Annotated in this window: 20 protein-coding genes and 1 riboswitch; of the genes, 14 read left to right on the forward strand and 6 right to left on the reverse strand. The window is 67.7% G+C overall.

Features of this window, described 5'->3' with window-relative positions; genetic code table 11:
• Positions 1–68 precede the first annotated feature (68 nt).
• The 4 genes from ACUTAF_RS18350 (at position 69) to ACUTAF_RS18365 (ending at position 5,924) form a co-directional block, all read left to right on the forward strand.
• Positions 69–884 (forward strand): rhodanese-like domain-containing protein, encoded by an 816-nt coding sequence (locus ACUTAF_RS18350; protein WP_445581307.1) that lies wholly within the window; start codon positions 69–71, stop codon positions 882–884.
• A 68-nt stretch (positions 885–952) separates the two neighbouring features.
• Complete coding sequence (asd, locus tag ACUTAF_RS18355) at positions 953–1,813, forward strand: archaetidylserine decarboxylase (protein ID WP_445581308.1); 861 nt, start codon at positions 953–955, stop codon at positions 1,811–1,813.
• 168 nt (positions 1,814–1,981) lie between these two features.
• Positions 1,982–3,790, forward strand: coding sequence for a molecular chaperone (locus ACUTAF_RS18360; protein ID WP_445581309.1), 1,809 nt, complete (start codon positions 1,982–1,984; stop codon positions 3,788–3,790).
• Positions 3,791–3,854: 64 nt separating this feature from the next.
• The gene (locus ACUTAF_RS18365; protein WP_445581310.1) at positions 3,855–5,924 is read left to right on the forward strand and encodes an EAL domain-containing response regulator; all 2,070 of its coding nucleotides are present in this window, start codon (positions 3,855–3,857) and stop codon (positions 5,922–5,924) included.
• A gap of 56 nt (positions 5,925–5,980) precedes the next feature.
• Here the strand turns inward: ACUTAF_RS18365 and serB are convergent, their stop codons facing one another.
• A complete protein-coding gene (serB, locus tag ACUTAF_RS18370) occupies positions 5,981–7,195 on the reverse strand; it encodes a phosphoserine phosphatase SerB (RefSeq protein WP_445581311.1) in 1,215 nt (404 codons plus the stop codon).
• A 176-nt stretch (positions 7,196–7,371) separates the two neighbouring features.
• Here serB and ACUTAF_RS18375 point away from each other — a divergent pair, with 176 nt between their 5' ends.
• Positions 7,372–8,907 carry an AhpA/YtjB family protein gene (locus ACUTAF_RS18375; RefSeq protein ID WP_445581312.1) on the forward strand — a complete coding sequence of 512 codons (1,536 nt, stop codon included), beginning with the start codon at positions 7,372–7,374 and terminating at the stop codon, positions 8,905–8,907.
• A gap of 142 nt (positions 8,908–9,049) precedes the next feature.
• Here ACUTAF_RS18375 and ACUTAF_RS18380 read toward each other — a convergent pair whose 3' ends face one another.
• From ACUTAF_RS18380 to ACUTAF_RS18395, 4 genes are all read right to left on the reverse strand, one after another.
• Positions 9,050–9,961: a metal ABC transporter ATPase gene (locus tag ACUTAF_RS18380; RefSeq protein WP_445581313.1), complete on the reverse strand. Its 912-nt coding sequence runs from the start codon at positions 9,959–9,961 to the stop codon at positions 9,050–9,052.
• Between the two features lie 124 nt (positions 9,962–10,085).
• A complete protein-coding gene (locus ACUTAF_RS18385) occupies positions 10,086–10,898 on the reverse strand; it encodes an aldo/keto reductase (RefSeq protein ID WP_445581314.1) in 813 nt (270 codons plus the stop codon).
• Positions 10,895–12,070 carry an NAD(P)/FAD-dependent oxidoreductase gene (locus ACUTAF_RS18390; protein WP_445581315.1) on the reverse strand — a complete coding sequence of 392 codons (1,176 nt, stop codon included), beginning with the start codon at positions 12,068–12,070 and terminating at the stop codon, positions 10,895–10,897. The genes ACUTAF_RS18385 and ACUTAF_RS18390 overlap by 4 nt, the downstream gene beginning before the upstream one ends.
• A 116-nt stretch (positions 12,071–12,186) precedes the next feature.
• Positions 12,187–12,519: a DMT family transporter gene (locus tag ACUTAF_RS18395; RefSeq protein WP_445581316.1), complete on the reverse strand. Its 333-nt coding sequence runs from the start codon at positions 12,517–12,519 to the stop codon at positions 12,187–12,189.
• Positions 12,520–12,607: 88 nt separating this feature from the next.
• Between ACUTAF_RS18395 and ACUTAF_RS18400 the strand changes: the two genes are divergently transcribed.
• Both ACUTAF_RS18400 and waaA read left to right on the forward strand, forming a co-directional pair.
• Entirely contained in the window at positions 12,608–13,495 is an 888-nt protein-coding gene (locus ACUTAF_RS18400; RefSeq protein WP_445581317.1) for a LysR family transcriptional regulator, read from the forward strand.
• A 69-nt stretch (positions 13,496–13,564) separates the two neighbouring features.
• Entirely contained in the window at positions 13,565–14,845 is a 1,281-nt protein-coding gene (gene waaA / locus ACUTAF_RS18405) for a lipid IV(A) 3-deoxy-D-manno-octulosonic acid transferase (RefSeq protein WP_445581318.1), read from the forward strand.
• 118 nt (positions 14,846–14,963) lie between these two features.
• Here the strand turns inward: waaA and ACUTAF_RS18410 are convergent, their stop codons facing one another.
• On the reverse strand, positions 14,964–16,406 hold the full coding sequence (locus ACUTAF_RS18410) for a TolC family outer membrane protein (RefSeq protein ID WP_445581319.1): 1,443 nt from the start codon (positions 16,404–16,406) through the stop codon (positions 14,964–14,966).
• Positions 16,407–16,628: 222 nt separating this feature from the next.
• Positions 16,629–16,735, forward strand: a riboswitch (TPP riboswitch).
• Between the two features lie 93 nt (positions 16,736–16,828).
• Here ACUTAF_RS18410 and thiC point away from each other — a divergent pair.
• From thiC to ACUTAF_RS18445, 7 genes are all read left to right on the forward strand, one after another.
• The gene (gene thiC / locus ACUTAF_RS18415; RefSeq protein WP_445581320.1) at positions 16,829–18,712 is read left to right on the forward strand and encodes a phosphomethylpyrimidine synthase ThiC; all 1,884 of its coding nucleotides are present in this window, start codon (positions 16,829–16,831) and stop codon (positions 18,710–18,712) included.
• Positions 18,713–18,815: 103 nt separating this feature from the next.
• Positions 18,816–19,415: an NUDIX domain-containing protein gene (locus ACUTAF_RS18420; protein ID WP_445581321.1), complete on the forward strand. Its 600-nt coding sequence runs from the start codon at positions 18,816–18,818 to the stop codon at positions 19,413–19,415.
• Positions 19,406–19,858, forward strand: coding sequence for a DUF1249 domain-containing protein (locus tag ACUTAF_RS18425; protein WP_445581322.1), 453 nt, complete (start codon positions 19,406–19,408; stop codon positions 19,856–19,858). Before ACUTAF_RS18420 ends, ACUTAF_RS18425 begins: the two co-directional genes overlap by 10 nt.
• 198 nt (positions 19,859–20,056) lie before the next feature.
• The gene (cpdA, locus tag ACUTAF_RS18430; RefSeq protein ID WP_445581323.1) at positions 20,057–20,872 is read left to right on the forward strand and encodes a 3',5'-cyclic-AMP phosphodiesterase; all 816 of its coding nucleotides are present in this window, start codon (positions 20,057–20,059) and stop codon (positions 20,870–20,872) included.
• A gap of 130 nt (positions 20,873–21,002) precedes the next feature.
• Positions 21,003–21,611 (forward strand): YqiA/YcfP family alpha/beta fold hydrolase, encoded by a 609-nt coding sequence (locus ACUTAF_RS18435; protein WP_445581324.1) that lies wholly within the window; start codon positions 21,003–21,005, stop codon positions 21,609–21,611.
• Between the two features lie 15 nt (positions 21,612–21,626).
• Positions 21,627–23,525 carry a DNA topoisomerase IV subunit B gene (gene parE / locus ACUTAF_RS18440; protein WP_445581325.1) on the forward strand — a complete coding sequence of 633 codons (1,899 nt, stop codon included), beginning with the start codon at positions 21,627–21,629 and terminating at the stop codon, positions 23,523–23,525.
• Positions 23,525–24,508, forward strand: coding sequence for an esterase-like activity of phytase family protein (locus ACUTAF_RS18445; RefSeq protein ID WP_445581326.1), 984 nt, complete (start codon positions 23,525–23,527; stop codon positions 24,506–24,508). Before parE ends, ACUTAF_RS18445 begins: the two co-directional genes overlap by 1 nt.
• Positions 24,509–24,517 lie beyond the last annotated feature (9 nt).

The following is a 24,517-nucleotide window of genomic DNA, read 5'->3' on the forward strand; positions in this document are numbered from 1 at the left end:
CGCGATGCCACGCGCGCAGCCGATGCTTTCCGCTACAATCAGCCTCCTTTTCATAGATGGAGGCCTCGATGCCCGCCTTCGCCAATCTGCCGCTGGTCATCGAGCCCGCCGAGCTGGCCAGCCGCCTCGACGCTCCCGAGCTGATCCTGGTCGACCTCAGCGGCGCGGCGCGCTATGCCGCCGGGCACATCCCCGGCGCGCGCTGGGTCGACAGCAAACGCACGCAGCTGGGGCAGCCCCCCGCTCCCGGACTGCTCCCGCCGCTGGCGCAAATCGAGGCGCTGTTCGGCGAACTGGGCCACCGCGCCGACGCCATCTACGTCGTCTATGACGACGAGGGCGGGGGCTGGGCCGGTCGCTTCATCTGGTTGCTCGACGTGATCGGCCACCGCCACTACCACTTCCTCAACGGCGGCCTGCGGGCCTGGATCGGCGAAGGACGCGAGCTGAGCCAGGCCGTGCCGGCACCGCTCGCCGGCCACGTGCAACTGACCCTCGACGATGCGCCGACGGCCGATTGCGCCTATCTGCAAGCGCGCCTGGGCGCCGCCGACCTGGCGATCTGGGACGCACGCGCACCAGAGGAGTTTCGCGGCGAGAAGCTCAGCGCGGCGCGCGGCGGCCATATCCCCGGCGCAGTCAACTTCGAATGGACCGCCGGCATGGACCCGCAGCGCGACCTGCGCATCCGCGAAGATATCGCCGAGGTGCTGCACAGCCTCGGCATCACCCCGGACAAGGAAGTGATCACTCACTGCCAGACCCATCGCCGCTCCGGCTTCACCTACCTGGTGGCCAAGGCGCTGGGCTATCCGCGGGTGAAGGCCTATGCCGGCTCCTGGTCGGAGTGGGGCAATCTGCCCGACACCCCGGTCGAACGCTGAACCGCCGAAAACCGTCTGGGAGCCGCTCGCCTCGTCCGCACCGGCCCCCGAGTCCTCAAGGAACCACGATGAAACAACGCCTCTTTATCCTCAGCCAGTACCTGCTGCCCCACCACCTGCTGTCGCGGCTGGTCGGCTGCCTCGCCGAATGCCGCATCAGCTGGCTGAAGAACATCCTCATCAAGCTGTTCGCCAAGCACTACCAGGTCGACATGAGCCAGGCGCTGGTCGAGGACCTGACCGCCTACGAGCACTTCAACGCCTTCTTCACCCGCGCCCTGAAGGAGCAGGCCAGGCCGCTGGACGCCACACCAGGCGCGATCCTCAGCCCTGCCGACGGCACCATCAGCCAGCTCGGCGCCATCGAGCACGGCCGCATCTTCCAGGCCAAGGGCCACAGCTTCAGCGTCCTGGAACTGCTCGGCGGCGATGCCGATACGGCCGCCCCCTTCATGGGCGGCGAATTCGCCACCGTGTACCTGTCGCCGCAGGACTATCACCGCGTGCACATGCCGGTGGCCGGCACCCTGAAGGAAATGATCTACGTCCCGGGCAAGCTGTTCTCGGTCAACCAGACCACCGCGGAAAACGTCCCCGAGCTGTTCGCCCGCAACGAGCGCGTGGTCTGCCTGTTCGATACCGAGCACGGACCGATGGCCGTGGTGCTGGTCGGCGCGATGATAGTCGCCAGCGTCGAGACGGTATGGGCCGGGCTGGTCACGCCACCCAAGCGCGAGCTCAGGAGCACCCGCTACGACGCCGCATCCCGCGCGCCCATCGAGCTGGCCAAGGGCGCGGAGCTGGGGCGCTTCAAGCTGGGCTCCACCGCCATCGTGCTGTTCGGCCCGCAGCGGGTGCAGTGGCTCGACAGCCTGGACACCTGCAGCAAGGTGCGCATGGGCCAGGCGCTGGGCAACGCCCGAACCTGACGAACCCCGGGGCGACTGAACCCGCCCGCTCACGACCTGGTCACAAGTCTGTATCACACAGCGCCGGCCCATCCCCGGATGGGCTGCGACCGCGATGAGATGCTGCTAGAGTTCGACAGACTATCACCAGAGCCGCACGCCCCAGCGTGGCCGAAGCATCCGAGTTCGATGGATAAACAGAGTCTCCACCTGCAACTGTTGCGCGTTCCCACCCCGAGCCAGCCCGGCCTGAGCTTTTGCGACGGCAGCCCCCGCGATCTCAAACGCTGGATCGCCGCCCTGCCCAAGGCCAATCTCGGCGAAACCGCGCGCCAGCTGTACCAGAGCCTGGTCGAACTCAACCAGTTCCTCACCACTTCGGAAAATCGCCTGCACCTGCTCGAGCTGCTGCGTCCGGAAGTGCACTTCGTCTGCCAGCACCTCGAGCGTCATTTCCTCAGCCAGGCCATCGTCCTCGACGAGCGTCCGCGCAAGGTCGCCAACCTGTGCCAGGCGCTGCAGAACCACCTGGCTGTCGGCTACAAGCTGATCATCGCGCGCGTCATGAAGCGCGGTGGCAAGGAGCGCGAACAACTGCTCGCGATCGCCCTGCAGCGCGCCAGCCATAGCCTGTGCAACCCGCTGCTGCGGGCCAGCCAACTGTACTGCCCGGTACCCGAGGGACTATGGCTGGAGTTGCACCAGCTATACCAGATCGCCCGCGAGAAGGGCCTGCAGCGCCAGGCCATCCGCGACCCGCTGGCGCGCTACTCGACGGGACTGAGCAGCGAGCAGTGCTACCTGATCGCCCTGCTACTGGGGTGCGCACGCACCAACCAGATGCGCCAGCACAGCATCGCCCGCCTGGCCGAGGCCCTCGAGCCCTGGAGTGCCCTGGTCAAGCTGCAGGCCGGCGACCTGCCGAGCAGCCTGTTCGTCCTCGCCCCGCAGGTCGACGGGCCGCCACGCTACAAGTCGTTGTACCCCGATGCCGAGCTGCACAACTTGCTGGGGATCGATCCGCAGCCGCTGGTACAGGCGATCAAGCAGTATCTCGAGTTGCCCGAAGACGAGCGCGGCAACTCGCGACTGACGGTGCCAGAAGGGATGAGCCTGGACCTGCTGCAACACGTCGCCGCCGCCTGGGGCGACATCGCCGAGCGCACCTTCCAGCGCACCGCCGGTCAGGGCAGCCTGAGCCTGTGCATCGGCATGAGCGCGCTGCATTTCTTCCTCGCCGGCGAACAGTCGTTCGGCGACCTGCTCAAGCGCCCCAGCGAAATCGGCGCCGCGGTATTCAAACCGGCCGGCGGCGAGCCCGATGTCTGGGCCAGGGCCTTCGACGCCCAGCGCATCCCCAGCGAAGGCTTCCATTTCGAGGAAATCCAGTACAGCAAGGCCGGCGTCGGCGAGCAGCAGCCGGAGCAGGCCGATAGCGATGGCGAGAGCTATCCCACCTACACGCTGGCCATCGTCAACCACAGCCCCGGCGGCTATTGCCTGTCATGGCCCAAGGACGTACCCGGTCAACTGCAGGCCGGCGAGCTGCTCGGCATCCAGGACAGCCCCAACCAGGGCTGGAGCGTGGCCATCGTGCGCTGGATTCGCCAGGTGCGCGGTGGCGGAACGCAGATGGGCATCGAGCTGATCGCCCCGCACGCGCTGCCCTGTGGCCTGCAATTGCTGCGCAAGGCCGAGCAGAACAGCCAGTATCTACGCGCCCTGCTGCTACCGGAAATCGCCGCCATCTCGCGCCCGGCCAGCCTGATCACCCCGCGCCTGCCGTTCCAGGAAGGCAGCCGGGTGCTGATCAACGACCATGGCGAGGAGCACCGTGCAGTGCTGACCCGCAAACAGGCCAGCACCGGCAGTTTCAACCAGTTCGAATACCGCCGCGTCAGCGCCGACGAAGGGGCCGCCAGGAAACCGATCACAGCCTCGCACAGCCCTCGCCCGACCGGGGAGGAAGATTTTGACTCACTCTGGAAGTCGCTGTAGGCTCCGGCCCCATCATTATTTGCCGCCCTTTCGCGCCTGTTCGGCGCGGTATTGACCCCACCCTATGGCCATCGAAAGAAAAACCATCCGCCTGCTGATTCTCGAGGATTCGCAGAACGAGGCCGAGCGCTTGGTCAGTCTGTTCCGCAATGCCGGGCACGCCACTCGCGTCCACCGACTCACCTCCAGCGAAGATCTCGCCGAGATCCTGCAACAGACCTGGGACCTGCTGATTTGCGCGCCGCATAGCGAGCAGCTCGAGCCGAGCGAGGCGATCACCGCAATTCGCCGCCAGGCCAAGGATCTTCCGGTGCTGCAGCTGGTCGAGGGCAACGACTCCGAAAGCATCACCGAAGCGCTGCTGATCGGCGCCCAGGACGCCGTGCCGCAGGGCGAGGACGAGCGCCTGGTGCTGGTGGCCAAGCGCGAGCTGGCCAACCTCGAGGAGCGCCGCGCCCGCCGCGCCGCCGAGGTGGCCCTGCGCGAGGCGGAGAAACGCTGCCAGTTGCTGCTGGAAAGCTCGGTGGACGCCATCACCTATGTGCATGACGGCATGCACATCTATGCCAACCGCGCCTATCTGGAGCTGTTCAAGTACGAGGACGGCGACGAGCTCGAAGGCATGCCGATGATCGACCTGATCGCCAGCGCCGACCAGGGAACGTTCAAGGACTTTCTGAAGAACTACCAGAGCGCCGAAGGCAACGCGGAGCTCGCCTGCCAGGGCATGCGCGCCGACGGCGGCTGCTTCCCGGCGCAGATGAGCTTTTCCCCGGCCACCTACGACGGCGAGCCGTGCATCCAGGTGGTGATCCGGGCGAAGACCTCCAACGCGGAACTGGAAGAGAAGCTGCGCGAGATCAGCAGTCAGGACCTGGTCACCGGTCTGTTCAATCGCACCCACTTCCTCGAACTGATGGACGCCGCCGCCGAGCGTGCGGTCAATGCCGGCCAGCCGGCGACCCTGGCCTACGTACGCGTCGACCGCTATGCCGGGCTGCAGGCGGAAATCGGCCTGGCCGGCGTCGACCTGCTGCTCACCGACCTGGCCGGCCTGCTGCGCGCGCACTTTGCGGCGGAGGTCCAGCTGGCGCGTTTCGGCGACGACGTGTTCACCGCCCTGCTGCCGGGCCAGACGCCGGAAGCCTGCGAGCCCAGCCTGGCCGTGCTGCTGAAGAAGGTCGAGGGCCATCTGTTCGACATCAGCGGACGTACCGCCCAGACCACCCTGTCGATCGGGGTCGCCGGGCTCAGCGAGAAGACCGCCAAGGCCCAGGACGTCATCGACCGCGCCCATCGCTGCGCCGACGAGCTGGCCCAGGGCAATGCCGTCAAGCTGTTCAACCCGGCCGACGAACTGGCCGCCGCGGCCAGCCGCGGCAATCTCCTGGCCATAGTCCAGCAGGCCCTGGAGACCAACAGTTTCCGCTTGCTGTTCCAGCCGATCATCAGCTTGCGCGGCGACTCCCACGAGCACTACGAAGTGCTGTTGCGCCTGCTCAACGCCCAGGGCGAAGAGGTGCCGCCGGCCGACTTCCTCGCCGCGGCCAAGGAAGCCGGCCTGGGCGAGAAGATCGATCGCTGGGTCATCCTCAATTCGATCAAGCTGCTCGCCGATCACCGCGCCAAGGGACACAACACGCGTCTGTTCGTCCACCTGTCCAGCGCCAGCCTGCAGGACCAGACCCTGCTGCCCTGGCTCAGCGTGGCGCTCAAGGCCGCCCGCCTGCCATCCGACTCGCTGGTGTTCCAGTTCAGCGAGCCGGACGCCATCGCCTACCTGAAGCAGGCCAAGGCGCTGACCCAGGGTCTCGCCGAGCTGCACTGCAAGGCCGCTCTGAGCCAGTTCGGCTGCGCGCTCAACCCGTTCAACACGCTCAAGCACCTGCACCTCGATTTCGTCAAGATCGACGGATCCTTCTCCCAGGACCTGGGCAACGCCGAGAACCAGGAAGCGCTGAAGACCCTGCTCGGCAGCCTGCACGCCCAGGCCAAGCTGACCATAGTGCCCTTCGTCGAGAGCGCCAGCGTGCTGGCCACCCTCTGGCAGGCCGGGGTCAACTTCATCCAGGGCTACTACCTGCAGGGGCCCAGCCAGTCGATGGACTACGACTTCTCCGCCGGCGACGAGTAACAGCCACGCCCACGAAAAAGCCGCCTCCAAGGGCGGCTTTTTTCTGCGCGACGCCGTTACTCCTGGCCTTCGCGATCGCGAAAACCGAGCAGATAGAGAATGCCGTCCAGGCCCAGGGTGGAGATCGCCTGCTTGGCCGACTGCTTGACCAGCGGCTTGGCGCGGAAGGCCACGCCGAGGCCGGCCAGGCCGAGCATCGGCAAGTCGTTGGCGCCGTCGCCGACGGCGATGGTCTGCTCCAGTTGCAGGCCTTCGCGCTCGGCCAGCTGGCGCAGCAGATCGGCCTTGCGCTGGGCGTCGACGATCGGCTCGACCGCCTGGCCTGTAACCAGGCCATCCTCGATCTGCAGCTCGTTGGCGAACACGTAATCGATGCCCAGCTTGGCCTGCAGCTGCCTGGCGAAATAGGTGAAACCGCCGGAGAGGATGGCGGTCTTGTAGCCCAGGCGGCGCAGCTCGGCGAACAGGGTCTCGGCGCCCTCGGTCAGCCGCAGCGAGGCGCCGATGCCCTCCAGCACGGTTTCCGGCAGTCCCTTGAGCAGCGCCAGGCGCTCCCTGAAGCTGGCGGCGAAATCCAGCTCGCCACGCATCGCGCGCTCGGTGATCTCGGCCACCTGCTCGCCGACGCCGGCGGCCTTGGCCAGCTCGTCGATCACCTCGGCCTCGATCAGCGTCGAGTCCATGTCGAACACCGCCAGGCGCCGGTTGCGACGGAACACCGAGTCGCGCTGGAAGGCGATATCGACGTTGAGTTCCTGCGCCACGCTGAGGAACTCGGCACGCAGCGCGGCCGGGTCGGCCGGTTCGCCGCGCACGGAGAACTCGATGCAGCCCTTGCCCTGCTCGGCCGGGGTATCCAGCGGCATGCGTCCGGACAGGCGGTCGATATGGTCGATGTTCAGGCCGTACTTGGCAGTGATCGTGCTGACCCGCTGCAGCTGCTCGGCGGTGACCTTGCGCGTCAGCAGGGTGACGATGTGCCGGGCCTTACCCTGGCCGCCGACCCACTGCCGGTAGTCCTCCTCCGAGACCGGGGTGAAGCGCACCTGCTGATCCAGTTCGTAGCCGGTGAACAGCACGTCCTTGAGCACCGACTGGGCGCGGGCGTTGTCGGGAATCTCGATGAGGATGCCGAACGACAGGGTGTCGTGGATCACCGCCTGGCCGATGTCGAGGATGTTCACCCCGCCCTGGGCCAGCACGCCGGTGATGGCGGCGGTAAGACCGGGACGGTCTTCGCCGGTGATGTTGATCAGGACGATTTCGCGCAAGGCGCACCCTCCGAGGTAGGCGTTTTAGGGGCGTGAGGCGGCGAACGGCCGCCAGGCCGAGTAAAAGGCGCACATTCTACCCAGTTTCCGCGCCGGACGGGCACGCTCGCCGCTTTGCCCGCTAGAGGGCGACCGCTATACTGCGCGGCAACTTCAGTCGACAAGAGCCGTGCTCTGTGAACCGGCCCGCGCCCGTCAAACCCGACAATTTCTTCCTGCTGATCTTCCACGCCCTACGCCAGCGGCGCGTGCCCCTGGTGCTGCGCATCGCCAGCCACAGCCTGCTGCTGGTGGCGCTGGCCATGCTGATCTACGCCTGGGTCATGGGCATGCAGTTCAAGCAGGCCATGCAGCAGCAGGCCGACGCCCTCGGCCAGAGTCTGATCACCCAGACCGCCGCCTCGGCCACCGAACTGCTGGTGTCCAACGACATCCTCAGCCTCAACGTGCTGCTGAACAACCTGGCGAAGAACCCGCTGGTGGCCCACGCCGCGATCTACAGCGTGGACAACCGCATCCTCGCCGAAGCCGGCGCGCGCCCGACACGCAGCGTGCTGGGCGAGAGCGAAGGGCTGTATTCCACGCCCATCACCTTCCAGGAAGTGATGGCCGGGCAACTGCGCATCAGCCTGGACATGCGCCAGTTCCAGCAACCGATGACCATCAGCCTGCAGAGCATGGGCATCCTCAGCCTGATCCTGCTGGCCCTGACCCTGTCGCTGAGCATGCGCCTCGGCCGGCATATCTCCACCCCGCTGCTGCAGCTGCGCCTGTGGCTGCGCGACCCGGACGACCCCGCCCCCGGCGCCGGGCGCAACGACGAGATCGGCGACCTGGCGCGCCAGCTGCAGGCGCGCCTGGTGCCGGAGAAACCCGAGCCCGAACCGGAGTTCGACGAGGAAACCGCCTTCGCCGACAGCGACGCCTACCCGGACGAGCAGGACGACGGCGCCTTCGCCGAGCTGGACGACGAGGTGCCGGTGGTCGACGAGCGCGTCTTCGCCGAGCACGAGCCGGGCGATGCGCGCGACGAGCCGCTCGAGCCCTGGCCCGAGTCGATAGAGCCGGACGATCCCTTCGCCGGGCTCAGCGACGAGCCCGAGGCGCCCGCAGCGGCGACACCGGCGCCGCGCCAGGTCCAGGCCAGCGCGGTGCTGGCCATCCAGCTCGGCGCTCAGGAACAGCTGCGCCGCCTGCCGCGCACGCGCCTGCTGGATCTGCTGGAACGCTATCGCGGCTGCCTGGAGCAGGCCGCCGCGCTCTATCAGGGCCAGCTGCACACGCTCAAGGACGGCAGCAGTCTGATGCTGTTTCACGAACAGGAATGCGGCGAGGACTATCTGACCCATGCCATCTGCTGCGGCGAGCTGATGCGCGCCCTGGGCCACGCCCTGCAAATCGAGGTGGCAGACAGCGGCATCACCCTGCACCTGCAGCTCGGTCTGACCCTGGGCAGCGACCTCGACGACCTTGGCCAGGCCGAGCTGCTGCTCAGCGATAGCGTTCTGGACGCCCTGGCGCTGTCGCAGCACAGCCGCAACCTGCTGCTGGTCGAACAGCGCGTGGCGCAGGACAGCCTGGCGCGCCAGCGGGCGCGCATCCGCCCGATCGCCAGCCCGGAAGGGGCCAGCTGCGTGGAGCGCCTGCTCGATCCCTATCCGGCGCTGCTCGAGCGCCAGCTGACGCGCATGCACGAAAGCCGGGCGCACTGACGCACGGTCACGACTCAGGCCTGGTGTGCTCGGCGCCCCCCTGCGGGGCCGCCGCGATCGGCAGCTTGTAGGGTGCGCCGTGCGCACCGCCCCTGCCGGTGGCCTTGCGCTGATCCGGGAAACCTGGGGCGCATAGCGCCGCCTAGGACACGCCGAGCAGCGCACGCCGCCGCGGCGTTTGCGCGCCACAGCGCTGCAGCCAATCCTTCCAGCGAATCCGCTCGTCACGCACCAGCCAGCCGTCCTGCTCGGCGAAGCTCTCCGACAACCACAGGCCGCGGGTACTGGCCGGCAGCAGCACCCCCTTCTTCAGGGTGAACAGCTCGCCGCTGGGCAGTCCCTGGTGCAAGGCCAGCAGGTAGATGTCGGGCCGCCGTCGTTCCAGGCGCGCCACCAGGCAGCCGTCCTCCAGGCGCTCGTCGACATGGAACAGGCTCAGCTGGCGCGCATCGCGCGGCAACTCGAGGCTCATGTCGTAGACCAGCTGCAACGAGGCGGTGGGCAGATGCACGTAGGCGCGCGGGCGCTCCAGCAGGGTCAGGTTGCCGCACTGCACCGGACGCGCCGAGCCCGACAGCGGCCCGAGGCGGAAATGGCTGCTCTCGCGGTAGCGCAGAGCCCCCTGGTAGGGCGTCGGCAACCAGGTATCGGCGAAGCGCCCGGCCAACCAGCCATCGGCCGTTTCCAGCAGGCACTCCTCGGCGACCTCCTGGATGGCGGTGAGCAGCGGCAGGTTCAGCTCGTGGGCCGGCACATAACCGGAAATCAGCTTGAGCACCGTGTCGCCGCGATCCGGGCGTTGCTGACGCACCAGCAGCCAGTAGTCGCGCCCCTGCACACGCAGGGTCAGACGCACCGAGACGCCGAGATTGGCCAGCTCGGCGGCGAAACGCCAGCTGTCGGCCAGCTGCAGCGGCCGGCGCCGTTCGAGCATCTGGCGAAAATTCAGCGGCTGCCCCAGGCTCTGGTAGCTCAGCCCCTCGGGGGCGGCCTCGACGAACAGCGGCAGGGTCTTGAAGTTGCCCGGGTCCTTGCGGATCAGCGTGCGCGACATCTCGACTCCTTCTTCAGGCAGGGCGCGAATCCGCCACCAGGCGGGTCCACGGGTTGCGAAACGGCATATCAGGCTGCGCCAGAGCGCCGTCCGCGCACAACCCGCCTCCTTGTAAGCAGAGGCTTCAGCAGATGTCTTGGATCACCGCCACCACTGTGGCCACGTTGGCGGCCAGGTGCGCCGGATTGATGGTGCCGACGATGGCGCTGCTGACAGCGGGATGATCGAAGATCAGCTCGAAGCTGGCGCGCACCGGATCGACGCCATCGGCCAGGCAGGCGTGCCCGCTGGCCAGGGCCTTCTTGATCAGGATGCCCTTGGCGTGACTGGCAGCGTAGTCCAGCACCGGCTTCTCGCCCTGCTCGCCGAGGTTGTAGGTGACCATCGCGCAGTCGCCCTGCTCGAGCCCCAGCAGCCCGCCCTCGACGGTCTTGCCGGAAATGCCGTAGGCGAGAATCTTGCCCTCGCGCTTGAGCGCGGCGAGGGTCTCGTACACGCCGCTTTCCCGCAAAACCGCCAGGTCGTTGCCGTCGGAATGCACCAGCAGCAGGTCGATGCGATCGGTCTCCAGGCGTTTCAGGCTGCGTTCCACCGACAGGCGGGTGTGCGCCGGGGAGAAGTCGAAGCGCGACTGACCGTCCTCGAATTCCTCGCCGGTCTTGCTGACGATCACCCAGGCGTCGCGCTGACCGCGCAGCAGCGGGCCGAGGCGCTGCTCGCTGAGGCCATAGGCCGGCGCGGTATCGATCAGGTTGATGCCCAGCTCGTGGGCCTGGCGGATCAGCGCGGCGGCCTGGGCATCGTCGGGGATGCTGAAGCCGTTGGGGTACTTCACCCCCTGGTCGCGGCCCAGTTTGACCGTACCCAGGCCCAGCGGCGAGACCAGCAGTCCGGTGGAACCGAGCGGGCGGTGCAGATCGTGCAGGGTCGCTTTCATGGCAGCAACTCCTCCCATGCTGGCGGCGCCACGGGCGGGCGCGGCAACTGCGGCAGCGGCGCATGGCGGCCGGGCTGCACGCCGTCGCGATCCAGCGCGGCCAGCACGCGATCGGCGAAGTCCGGGGCCAGCGCCAGCTTGGTCGGCCAGCCCACCAGCAAGGATGACTGCTCGGCGAGAAAGGCGTTGTCCGGGCGCACCAGGCCGCTTTGCGCCGGCTCGGCGCGGTCGACGCGCAGGGTCGCCCAACGGGTCTGCGCCTGATCGACCCAGGGCAGCAGCTCGGCCATTTCCTGCTGCGCGGCGCGGATCTGCGCGGCCTCGTCGCGGGCTACGCCGTCGGTCTCGGCCAGGTCGCCGCCGAGGTACCAGACCCACTGGCCGTCGGCCGCCGGATGAGTGGTGACGGTCACCCGCGGCTTCGGCCCGCCGCCCAGGCAGTGGGCATACAGCGGCTTCAGCGCCGGCCCCTTGGCCAGCACCATGTGCAGCGGGCGCAGTTGCTGTTTGGGCTGTTCGATGCCCAGCGCGGCGAGCAGCTCGGCATTGCCGGCGCCGGCGCTGAGCACCACGCGCCGGGCGCGAATCTCGCGGCCGTCGACCCGCAGGCCGCGCAGCTCGCCGTGCTCGCGCAGCGGCTCGATCTGCCGGGCCGCCAGCAGGCCGTCGCCGGCCAGCTCGGCCAGGCGCGCGATCAGGCTGGGCACGTCGAGCACCAGCTCGGCCAGGCGGTAGACCTTGCCCTTGAACTTCGGATGCTGCAACGCCGGAGGCAACTGCTCGCCCTTGACCTGGTCGACCCGCCCGCGCACCGCCTTGCTGGCGAAGAAGCTGGTCAGGTTGCCGGCCAGGGTGCCCGGCGACCACAGGTAATGGGCATCGGAGAGCACGCGCACGCCGGACAGGTCCAGCTCGCCGCCGCCGGCCAGCGCCTCGCGCCAGCGCCGCGGCATGTCGGCGATGGCCTCGGAGGCACCGCTCAGGGCACCGTGCAGGGCGTACTTGGCACCGCCGTGGATGATGCCCTGGGACTTCACGCTCTGTCCGCCGCCGAGGCTGCCCTTTTCCACCAGCAGGGTGGCGAAGCCCTGGCGGCGCAGACGCGCATTGAGCCAGAGGCCGGCGATTCCGCCGCCGACGATCAGGACATCGGTGCTGAGGGACTGGGACATGAACGGGCCTCGCCGGAAACAGGGGCGCAAGTATAACCCCTGGGCGAGCGGCAGGCTGCAAGCGGCAGCTCGGCCGCAACCCGTCAGGCGCTTTCAACCTGTGCTTGCGACGGCGCTCAGTGCCCGGTGGACTGCGAGAACAGCTGAATCACCAGCACCCCGCTGACGATCAGGCCCATGCCCAGCACCGCCGGCAGATCGAGCTTCTGCTGGTAGAGCACCAGCGCGGCGATGCTGACCAGGACGATCCCCAGGCCGGCCCAGATGGCGTAGGCGATGCCCACCGGGATGGTGCGCACCACGAGGGTCAGCATCCAGAAGGCGATGGCGTAGCCGGCCACCACCAGCAGCAGCGGCAGCGGCTTGTTGAAGCCGTCGATGGCCTTCATCGAGGTGGTGGCCACCACTTCGGCGGCGATGGCAATGGCGAGGTAGAGGTATCCGGGCATGGCGGCGACTCCTGAAGACAGGGCGATTCTACGGCCAGCAGCGATGGGATAAAGTGATTACCCATCTGATTCGGAGATAGGTTGACACATGAACTGGAACCTCGATCAGTTGCAGCTGTTCGTCCGCACCGCCGAATGCCGCTCCTTCTCCGCCGTGGCGCGGGAAGTGGGGCGCGCACAATCGGCGGTGAGCTCGGCCATCGCCCTGCTGGAGGCCGACCTCGGCGTGACGCTGTTCGATCGCAGCAGCGGCCGCCAGCCACGCCTGACCGAGGCCGGCACGGCGCTGCTGGAAGAGGCGCGCAGCGTGCTGCAGCAATGCGAACGTCTCGACGGCCGGGCCATGGGCCTGGCCCGCGGCGAGGAGGCCCGCCTGCGCCTGGCCCAGGACGAGGCCATGCCCTATCAGCCGGTGCTGGCCAGCCTGGAGGCGCTGGCCGGCGCCTTCCCCCTGCTGGAGGTGCAACTGGCCAGCGCCGCCCAGGGCGACGTGGCGCGCAAGCTGCTGCAGCGCCAGGCCGACCTCGGCCTGCTGTTCCACCATGAGCAGATGCCGCGCGAGCTGGAGCGCCAGCGCCTGGGCACCATCGAGATGCTCACCGTGTGTGGCGCCGCGCATCCGCTGGCCGCAGGCGGCCACGCCGAGCGTCGGACCCTGGCCCGCCACCGCCAGTTGCTGATGGCGCCGCAGGACAGCCAGTATCCCGGCGGCGAGCAGATCAGCCCACTGGTCTGGCGCGCCGACAGCTTCTACGTGATGGCCGAGCTGGTGATCCGCGGCCTGGGCTGGGCCTGGCTGCCGCGCCACGTGGCGCAGTATCCGACCTACCAGGGACAACTGGTGGTGCTGGGCAGCGACTGGACCCCGCCGCCGCTGGTAGTGGAACTGGTCTGCCGACGCGACGAAGCGCTCGGCCCGGCGGCCCACTGGCTCGCCGACTGCCTGGCGCGCGAGCTGCTGCGCCCGCAGGCCTGACCGGGGCCCGCCGCCCTCTCGGCAACGCGGCTTGCGACGACCCGACGACAGCCCCTAAGCTGCGCGCCCATGAACAGAACCCTCTATACCCTGCTGCTGCACCTGGCCCTGCCCCTGATCGCCCTGCGCCTGGCCCTGCGCGCACGCAAGGCGGCGGCCTATTCGCGGCGCATCAGGGAGCGTTTTTCCTTCGCCCTGCCGCCGCTGCAGCCCGGCGGTATCTGGGTGCATGCCGTCTCGGTGGGCGAAAGCATCGCCGCCGCGCCGATGATCCGCGCCCTGCAGGCGCGCCATCCCGAGCTGCCCATCACCGTCACCTGCATGACGCCGACCGGCTCCGAACGCATCCAGGCGCTGTTCGGCGACAGCGTGCAGCACTGCTACCTGCCCTACGACCTGCCCTGGGCCGCCGCGCGCTTCCTCGAGCGGGCACGCCCCAGGCTGGCGGTGGTGATGGAAACCGAGCTGTGGCCCAACCATATCCACCAGTGCGCCAGACGCGGCATTCCGGTGGTGCTGGCCAACGCGCGACTGTCCGAACGCTCGGCGCGCGGCTATGCGCGCTTTGGCAAACTCACCTCGCCGATGCTCGCCGAACTGTCGCTGATCGCGGTGCAGACCCGGACCGAAGCCGAGCGCTTCCTGATCCTGGGGGCACGCCACGAATGCGTCGAGGTCACCGGCTCGATCAAGTTCGACCTACACATCGATCCACACCTTGCGCAACGCGCCGCCGACCTGCGCCGCCAGTGGCAAGCCGAGCTCCGTCCGCTGTGGATCGCCGCCAGCACCCATGCCGGCGAGGACGAGATCGTCCTCGCCGCTCACCGGCAGTTGCTCGAGCAACGGCCCGATGCGCTGCTGCTGCTGGTGCCGCGCCATCCGGAACGCTTCGACGCCGTCTACGAACTGTGCCAGCGCCAGGGTCTGAGCACCCGCCGCCGCTCCAGCGGCGAAACCGTGCAAGCCGCTGACCAGGTGCTGCTCGGCGACACCATGGGCGAGCTGCTGTTTCTCTACGCCCTGGCCGATGTCGCGTTCGTCGGCGGCAGCCTGGTGGCCAACGGCGGGCACAACCTGCTGGAGCCGGCCGCCCTGGGCAAACCGGTGCTGAGTGGCCCGCACCTGTTCAATTTCCTCGAGATCGCCGCGCAGCTGCGCGAGGCCGGTGCGCTGGGCGAGGTACGGAGCGCCAGCGACCTGGCCGGCGAGGTCGAGGCGCTATGGCGCGAGCCCGATCGCAGCGAGCGCATGCGACACGCCGGATTGCAAGTGCTCAAGGCCAACCAGGGCGCGCTGGAGCGCCTGCTGGCGGAGCTGAAAAGGCTGCTGGAGGGGCGTCGCCCGTAGCCCGGATGCAATCCGGGCTACACCCTTCCTTGGCTATGTCCCCGTTAGTTGTCGATGCGCCGATCTGGCTCCCGTAGGACCAAAGGGGGCACCTAGCCTTTTTCTTGACGCGAGCGCCTCAGAACTCGGGATCGCCCTGCAGGCGCGCCTCGGCGGCCGAGGCCAGGTCCGGCGGCAGGAAGTCCTGATCCGGGTTGTAGTCCGGCTTGAGGAAGCTGCCCAGCGCTTCCAGGTCGGCCGGACTGAGGGTGCCGGCGGCCTGTTTCAGGCGCAGGTTGTTGATGATGTAGTCGTAGCGTGCATCGTTGTAGAAGCGCACCGAGCTGTACAGCTGGCGCTGGGCGTCGAGCACGTCGACGATGTTGCGGGTGCCGACCTGGTAGCCGATCTCGGTGGCTTCCAGCGCGCTCTGGTTGGAGATGATCGATTGCCTGCGCGCCTGTACGGTTTCCACGTCGGTATTGACCGCACGGAACAGGTTGCGGGTGCTCTGCACCACCTGGCGACGCAGGCTCTCGCGCAGTTGCTCGGTCTGCCCCAGACGCTGATAGGCCTCGCGTACCTGCGAACTGGTCAGGCCGCCGCTGTACAGCGGGATGTTCAGCTGCAGGCCGATGGAGCGCTGCGATACGTCGTCGCTGTAGCGCTGCGCGCCAAAGGCGCCGGAATTGCTGAAGCCCAGGCTGTCGTTGTCGCCCTGCTGGTAGCTCGCCACCGCATCCAGGGTCGGCGCATGGCCGGCCTTGCGCTGACGCAGGGTCTCCTCGGCAGCGTCCACCGCGTAATAGCTGGCCTGCAGGTTGAGGTTCTGCGCGGCCGCGGTGTCGACCCAGGCCTTGGCGTCATTCGGCGTCGGTGCCAGCACCGGCAGGGTATGGACTATGCCTTCGACCGCCGCGTAACTGCGGTTGGTCAGGGTCACCAGCGCCTCGAAGGCGTCCTCCACCGCGCGCTCGGCGAGGATGCGGTTGGCGCGCGCGGTGTCGAAACCGGCCTGCGCCTCGAGCACGTCGGTCTTGTCCGACAAGCCCACGTCGAAACGCTCGTTGGCCTGGTCCAGCTGGCGCTTGAACGCCGCTTCCTCGGCCTTGGTCGAGGCCAGGGTATCCTGCGCGCGCAGCACGGCGAAGTAGGTCTCGGCGCTCTGCAGGATCAGGTTCTGCTCGGTGGCAGAAAGCTCCAGTGCCGCCTGCTCGCTGCTGGCTTCGGCCGCCTGCAGCTGAAACCAGCGGTCGGCGCGAAACAGTGGCTGGCTGAGGTTGGCCTGATAGACCAGACCGCTGCGCGAGAGCGTCACACTCGGGGAGTCGATTTCGGTGCGCGTGTCGCCGTAGGTGGCGCCGGCCGACAGATTGGGCAGCAGCCCCGCCCGCGCCTGCGGCACCACTTCGCGACGCGCCTGGTAATCGGCGCGCGCGGCGGCAATATCGGCGTTGTTCTTCGCCGCCTCCTGGTAGACGGTCACCAGATCGGTCTTGGGAGACAACGTGGCCTCTTCGGCCTGTACCAGGCCCAGCGAAGCGGCGGAGATGGCGACAGCCAGGGAAAGTCTGCGCAGCATGGAAGTCGATCCTTGAATGGGGCGGTAAGCGGCAAAGGCTACGGGGCGCCGCGGGCGGGGGTCAAGCGCGCCGCAAACGGCATCAGTCTAGCTGGCAACAAGCTATGTTGCCCGCCTGGAACAATCCGCCAAGCCCAACCGCAGCAGTCGATTTCCGACGCACGGGTCGGGCTTTTCTGACTCTCGGGTTGGTTTTATTGCGAAAGCTTGATTAGACTGCCCGGGTTCTTGTCGGGGTGCCCCATGTGCGGGGCTGAGATTGGCAGCAGCCGGATCCCGTTGAACCTGATCAGGTTAAGGCCTGCGTAGGGAACAAGATGTCCTCGCCACCCGGCGAGTCCTCTCGGCACCGCTCCATGGTGCGCCTATCGCCGCTCACTCCTTCCCAGGTTCGCTCCGACATTCAGCCCTGGAGAGCCTTGATGAGCGCAAAACAACAACAGAACCTGAGTGAGTCCGCCCAGGTCGACCAGCAGTCCGTGCAACCCTTCCCCCGTTCGCAGAAGGTCTATGTTCAGGGCTCGCGCCCGGATATCCGCGTGCCGATGCGCGAGATCAGCCTGGACGTGACGCCGACCGACTTCGGTGGCGAGATCAACGCGCCGGTCACCGTCTACGACACCTCCGGCCCCTATACCGATCCGAACGTGACCATCGACGTGCGCAAGGGGCTGGCCGACGTGCGTAGCGCCTGGATCGAGGACCGCGGCGACACCGAGAAGCTGCCGGGGCTGTCCTCCGAGTTCGGTCAGCGCCGCCTGAACGACGCCGAGCTGACCGCCATGCGCTTCGCCCACGTGCGCAATCCGCGCCGGGCCAAGGCGGGCAAGAACGTCAGCCAGATGCACTACGCCAAACAGGGCATCATCACCCCCGAGATGGAATACGTCGCCATCCGCGAGAACATGAAGCTGGCCGAGGCGCGCGAAGCCGGGCTGCTCAACGAACAGCACGCAGGCCATAGCTTCGGCGCCTCGATCCCCAAGGAAATCACCCCCGAGTTCGTGCGCAGCGAAGTGGCCCGCGGCAGGGCAATCATTCCGGCGAACATCAACCACGTGGAACTGGAGCCGATGATCATCGGCCGCAACTTCCTGGTGAAGATCAACGGCAACATCGGCAACTCGGCGCTGGGCTCCTCCATCGAGGAGGAAGTGGCCAAGCTGACCTGGGGCATCCGCTGGGGCTCGGACACGGTGATGGACCTGTCCACCGGCAAGCACATCCACGAGACCCGCGAGTGGATCATTCGCAACTCGCCGGTACCGATCGGCACCGTGCCGATCTACCAGGCCCTGGAGAAGGTCGGCGGCATCGCCGAGGACCTGACCTGGGAGCTGTTCCGCGACACCCTGATCGAACAGGCCGAACAGGGCGTGGACTACTTCACCATCCACGCCGGCGTGCTGCTGCGCTATGTGCCGCTGACCGCCAAGCGCGTCACCGGCATCGTCTCGCGCGGCGGCTCGATCATGGCCAAGTGGTGCCTGGCGCACCACAAGGAGAATTTCCTCTACACGAACTTCGAGGAAATCTGCGAAATCATGAAGGCCTACGACGTCAGCTTCTCGCTGGGCGACGGCCTGCGTCCCGGCTCGATCGCCGACGCCAACGACGCCGCGCAGTTCGGCGAGCTGGAGACCCTCGGCGAGCTGACCAAGATCGCCTGGAAGCACGACGTGCAGTGCATGATCGAAGGCCCCGGCCACGTGCCGATGCAGCTGATCAAGGAGAACATGGACAAGCAGCTGGAATGCTGCGACGAGGCGCCCTTCTACACCCTCGGCCCGCTGACCACCGACATCGCCCCCGGTTACGACCACATCACCAGCGGCATCGGCGCCGCGATGATCGGCTGGTTCGGCTGCGCCATGCTCTGCTACGTCACGCCCAAGGAGCACCTCGGCCTGCCGAACAAGGATGACGTGAAGACCGGCATCATCACCTACAAGATCGCCGCCCATGCCGCCGACCTCGCCAAGGGCCATCCGGGCGCGCAGATCCGCGACAACGCGCTCTCCAAGGCGCGCTTCGAGTTCCGCTGGGAAGACCAGTTCAACCTCGGCCTGGACCCGGACACCGCGCGCGCCTTCCATGACGAGACCCTGCCGAAGGATTCGGCCAAGGTGGCGCACTTCTGCTCCATGTGCGGGCCGAAGTTCTGCTCGATGAAGATCACCCAGGAAGTGCGCGACTATGCTAAGGAACAGCGCATCGACACCCTCGACCTGGACGCCGAGCAGGGCATGCAGGCCAAGGCCGCGGAGTTCAAGGCGCAGGGCAGTCAGTTGTACCAGAAGGTGTAGCCGGCGCTTTCCGTCCGCCGGGCTTGATCGGCAGGCGCAATGCTCGCTAGTGTGCAAGGTAACGGGCCAACTGGCCCGTTACTGCCAGTTGGGGGAATGCCTTATGGGCAAAGACGATGTCGACATCATCGAGCGCGAGACCTGCTTCAGCGGTTTCTATCGGCTCGACCGGCTGCGCCTGCGTCATCGCCAGTTCGCCGGCGGCATGGGGCCGGAACTCGGCCGCGAGCTGTTCGTGCGCCACGATGCGGTGTGCGTGCTGCCCTACGACGCACAGCGCGACGAGGTGGTGCTGATCGAGCAGTTCCGCGTCGGCGCCATGGACAAGAGTGCCAATCCCTGGCTGCTGGAGCTGGTCGCCGGCCTGATCGACAAGGACGAGGAGCCCGAGGAGGTCGCCCGCCGCGAAGCCATCGAGGAAGCCGACCTGAGCCTGACCTCGTTGTGGCCGATCACCCAGTACTTTCCCTCCCCCGGCGGCTCGGACGAGCGCGTGCACCTGTTCCTTGGCCGCTGCAGCAGCGAAGGCGCCGGCGGCGTGCATGGCCTGGCCGACGAGGGCGAGGACATCCGCGTGCACGTCTGGCCGCTGGAAGATGCCCTGACCGCGGTGAAGGACGGCCGCATCGACAATGCCGCCAGCATCATCGCGCTGCAGTGGCTGGCGCTGAACCGCGACGAAGTGCGGGGGCTGTGGTCATGAACCTGGTGCGCGAGCGCTACCGGGTCGATCTGGTCGAGCTGCAGGCCGCCTGCGAGGCCAACTACGTGCGCCTGATGCGCCTGCTGCCGCAGATGCGCAGCGAACGCCAGGCACGCCGCGTAGCCCTGAGCCAGGGCGATCATCTGCTCGGCGTGCTCAACCTGGAAGTGCTCGAAGCCTGCCCCTATACCACTACCCTGCGCGTGCGGCAGGAGCACAGCCTGCCCTGGCTGCCGGTGCCGCAGCTGGACGTACGGGTCTACCACGACGCGCGCATGGCAGAAGTGGTCGGTGCCGAGAATGCCCGCCGCCTGCATATCCGCTACCCTTATCCCAATGCCGCCATGCACCAGCCGGACGAGAAGAGCCAGCTCAACCTGTTTCTCGGCGAATGGCTGAGTCATTGCCTGGCCTGTGGCCACGAAGCCCAGCCGGTGTTCTGAGCCGAGCATCCGTCAAGCTTTTCGCCAGCTGGCCGATAGGACGACGCCGCCTTTGTGGCCTGCCATCCCTGGCGGCCGTCGCAGGCGACGTCAAAAACGCTCCCGGCGTTTTTTTCTGTGATCTGCGTCCGCTTCGCGGGTTTTCCCTTTGCCCCGGCAACCACCATAATTCACCTTACCGCGTCCTAGGAGACGGTCTTGCCGAGCCTGCCCCCCACTGCCGCTGACACCTCGGTCCTGCTGGTACAGCTGTCCGACAGCCACCTGTTCGCCGAAGCGGACGGCAAGCTGCTGGGCATGGATACCTGCGACAGCCTGCGCCGGGTGATCGAGCGGGTGCAGCAGGAGCAGCCGCGGATCGACCTGATCCTGGCCACCGGCGACCTCTCGCAAGATGGCAGCCTGGCCTCCTACGAACGTTTTCGCAGCCTTACCGCCGCCATCGATGCGCCGGCGCGCTGGCTGGCCGGCAATCACGACGAAGTCCCGCCCATGCGTGCCGCCTGCAACGGCAGCGCGCTGCTGGAGCCGGTGATCGATCTCGGCGCCTGGCGCATCGTGCTGCTCGACTCCTCGATCCCCGGCGCGGTACCCGGCTACCTCGAAGGCAGCCAGCTCGAGTTGCTGGAGCGGGCGTTGAGCGAGGCGCCGCAGCGCCATCACCTGATCTGCCTGCATCATCACCCGGTGTCGATCGGCTGCAAGTGGATGGAGCCGATCGGCCTGCGCAACCCCGAGGCCCTGTTCGCCGTGCTCGAGCGCCATCCGCAGGCACGCGCCCTGCTCTGGGGGCATGTCCACCAGGAGTTCGACCAGTCGCGTGACGACCTGCGCCTGCTCGCCTCGCCGTCGACCTGCGTGCAGTTCGCCCCCGGCAGCGAGGAGTTCCAGGTCGGCAGCGAAGCCCCCGGCTATCGCTGGCTGCGCCTGCATGACGACGGCGGATTGGAAACCGGCGTATCGCGGGTCACCGGCATCCATTTCGAGGTGGATTACAGCGTCAAGGGTTATTGAGCTACCCCTCCCCTGCAGGAACGAACGGGCGCCGCTGCGCTTGACTCGTGGCAACCCCATCGCGAATACGTTCGCTACTACCCGCTTGTGGCTTGCAGCTTGCCTCGCTTGGCTAGTAGCCTCCCGCCCCATGACCGCAACCATCCTCTATATCCACGGCCTCAACAGCTCGCCGGCCTCGCACAAGGCCAGTCAGCTGAGCCGCGCCATGGCCCGCCTGGATCTTGCCGGCCGGCTGCGGGTGCCGGCGCTGCATCATCATCCACGCCAGGCCATGGCGCAGCTGGAGACGCTGATCGCCGAGCTCGGCGCGCCGCTGCTGGTGGGCAGTTCGCTGGGCGGCTACTACGCCACCCATCTGGCCGAGCGCCACGGGCTCAGGGCGCTGCTGATCAACCCCGCGGTACGCCCGCACCTGCGTTTCGACGGCTACCTCGGCCCGCAGAAGAATTACTACAGCGACGAGACCTGGGAATTGACCCATGATCACGTCGTCGCCCTGGCCGAGCTCGAAGTGGCGCCCCCCAACGACGCCGCGCGCTACCAGGTCTGGCTGCAGACCGGTGACGAGACCCTCGATTATCGCGACGCCGAGCGCTACTACCGCGCCTGCGCCCTGCGCATCCAGGCCGGCGGCGACCACGGCTTCCAGGGTTTCGCCGAACGCCTGCCGATGCTCTTCGCTTTTGCCGGGATTGCCGCCACACTCTGGCGCGATATCGACTTTTCCGACCTTTAACACGACGCGAGACCCATGGCTCAACAGAACGCCTACAACGCCGATGCCATCGAAGTCCTTTCCGGCCTCGACCCGGTGCGCAAACGCCCGGGCATGTACACCGACACCACGCGGCCCAACCACCTGGCCCAGGAAGTCATCGACAACAGCGTCGACGAGGCGCTGGCCGGGCACGCCAAGGCGATCCAGGTGATCCTCCACGAGGACAATTCGCTGGAAGTGCTCGACGATGGTCGCGGCATGCCGGTGGACATCCACCCGGAAGAAGGCGTGCCGGGCGTCGAGCTGATCCTCACCAAGCTGCATGCCGGCGGCAAGTTCAGCAACAAGAACTACCAGTTCTCCGGCGGCCTGCACGGCGTCGGCATCAGCGTGGTCAACGCCCTGTCGACCCGTGTAGTGGTGACCGTCAAGCGCGACGGCAACGAATACCGCATGAGCTTCGCCGACGGCTTCAAGGCCAGCGAACTGGAAGTGGTCGGCACGGTCGGCAAGCGCAATACCGGCACCAGCGTGCACTTCTGGCCGGACGCCAAGTACTTCGACTCCTTCAAGTTCTCGGTCAGCCGCCTCAAGCACGTGCTCAAGGCCAAGGCCGTGCTGTGCCCGGGGCTCTCGGTCAGCTTCACTGACAAAGCCAGCGGCGAGCAGGTCGAGTGGCTGTATGAAGACGGCCTGCGCTCCTACCTGGTCGATGCCGTCAGCGAGTTCGAGCGTCTGCCCGCCGAACCGTTCGTCGGCAGCCTGGCCGGCAACAAGGAAGCGGTGGACTGGGCCCTGCTGTGGCTGCCGGAGGGCGGCGAGAGCCTGCAGGAAAGCTACGTCAACCTGATCCCCACCGCCCAGGGCGGCACCCACGTCAACGGCCTGCGCCAGGGCCTGCTGGACGCCATGCGCGAGTTCTGCGAGTTCCGCAACCTGCTGCCGCGCGGGGTGAAACTGGCCCCGGAAGACGTCTGGGAACGCATCGCCTTCGTCCTCTCGATGAAGATGCAGGACGCCCAGTTCTCCGGGCAGACCAAGGAGCGCCTGTCCTCGCGCGAGGCCGCCGCCTTCGTCTCGGGCGTCGTGAAAGACGCCTTTAGCCTGTGGCTGAACGCCCACCCGGAAACCGGCCTGGCCCTGGCCGAGCTGGCCATCAGCAACGCCGGCCGGCGCCTCAAGGCGGGCAAGAAGGTCGAGCGCAAGAAGATCACCCAGGGCCCGGCGCTGCCCGGCAAGCTGGCCGACTGCGCCGGGCAGAACCCGCTGCGCTGCGAGCTGTTCCTGGTCGAGGGTGATTCGGCCGGCGGCAGCGCCAAGCAGGCGCGCGACAAGGAGTTCCAGGCGATCATGCCGCTGCGCGGCAAGATCCTGAATACCTGGGAAGTCGACGGCAGCGAGGTGCTGGCCAGCCAGGAAGTGCACGATATCGCCGTGGCCATCGGCATCGATCCCGGCTCCAGCGACCTGAGCCAGCTGCGCTACGGCAAGATCTGCATCCTCGCCGACGCCGACTCCGACGGCCTGCACATCGCCACCCTGCTGTGCGCCCTGTTCGTCCGCCACTTCCGCGCCCTGGTCGACGCCGGCCACGTCTACGTGGCCATGCCGCCGCTGTACCGCATCGACCTGGGCAAGGAGATCTTCTACGCCCTGGACGACGCCGAGCGCGACGGCATCCTCGACCGCCTGGTAGCCGAGAAGCGCCGCGGCAAGCCGCAGGTCACCCGCTTCAAGGGCCTCGGCGAGATGAACCCGCCGCAGCTGCGCGAAACCACCATGGACCCCAACACCCGGCGCCTGGTGCAGCTGACCCTGGATGATTTCGAGGGCACCCGCGAGGTGATGGACATGCTGCTGGCGAAGAAACGCGCCGGCGATCGCAAGAGCTGGCTGGAAACCAAGGGCAACCTGGCCGAGGTACTGGCCTGATGCACATGCTTTTCCTTGCCCTCGGCCTGCTGGCCGGCGTGGCACAGGCCGAGCCGCCCGCGCTGGAGGAACTCGAACTGCAGGCCGAATACCCGGTGGAAGGGATGGCCGGCGGCAACCTGTCCGGCCTGGCCCAGTGCGGCGAGGCGCTGTGGGCGGTATCCGACCGCGACGATGCGGCCCTTTACCGGCTGCAGGAGGAAGACGGTCTGCTGCGTGCCGAGGGCGAACCCTTCGTCGCCCCCGAGCCACCGGAGAGCGCGCTACCCTGGGGCCTGCGCATGCGCAACTGGGTCGCCGGCCAGGTGCGGGGTGGCAAGCTGGACTTCGAGGGCCTGTCCTGCGATACCCAGGGCAATCGTTACCTGATCAGCGAGACGCGCGCCGCTGTGCTGCAGGTCAATAGCGCCGGCGGCGCGCAGTGGCTCAACCTGCCCGACGGTCTGGTCCGTCAGGCCCGCGCCAGCGGCATGCTGCTGCACTTCAACCAGGGGTTCGAGGGCATCGCCGTCGACCCGAACGGCGAACGCCTGTGGCTCGCAGCCGAACGGCGCCGCCGCGGCCTGACCGTGCTGCATGGCAGCGGCGGCAGCTGGCGCTGCACCGGCGGCTGCGTGCTGGTCAGCGAGAGCGGCGAGGAACCCTCGCCCATGGCGCTCGGTGGTCATCCGGCGCCACGCGATTTCGCCGGCCTGGCCTACTTCGAAGAGAAACTCTTCACCCTGGAGCGCCAGGCCCATCGCATCTGTCGGCGTACCTTAAGCAATGGCGAGCCGGAGCTGTGCTGGTCGTTCGCCGGCGAGGCGCTGGCCGAGCAGCGTCGCTACGCGCCGGACTACGGCATGGCCGAAGCCCTGTGGATCGACAAGGACGGCGCCTGGATCGGCGTCGACAACGGCGGCCTGACCCGCGCCGATGGTGAGCAGCGCCCGCTGGTCTGGCACTTCGCCGTACCCACGGGCGGCTGGAGCCGCCGGCCGTGAGCGAGCAGA

This window comes from Pseudomonas sp. SP16.1, assembly GCF_052682975.1.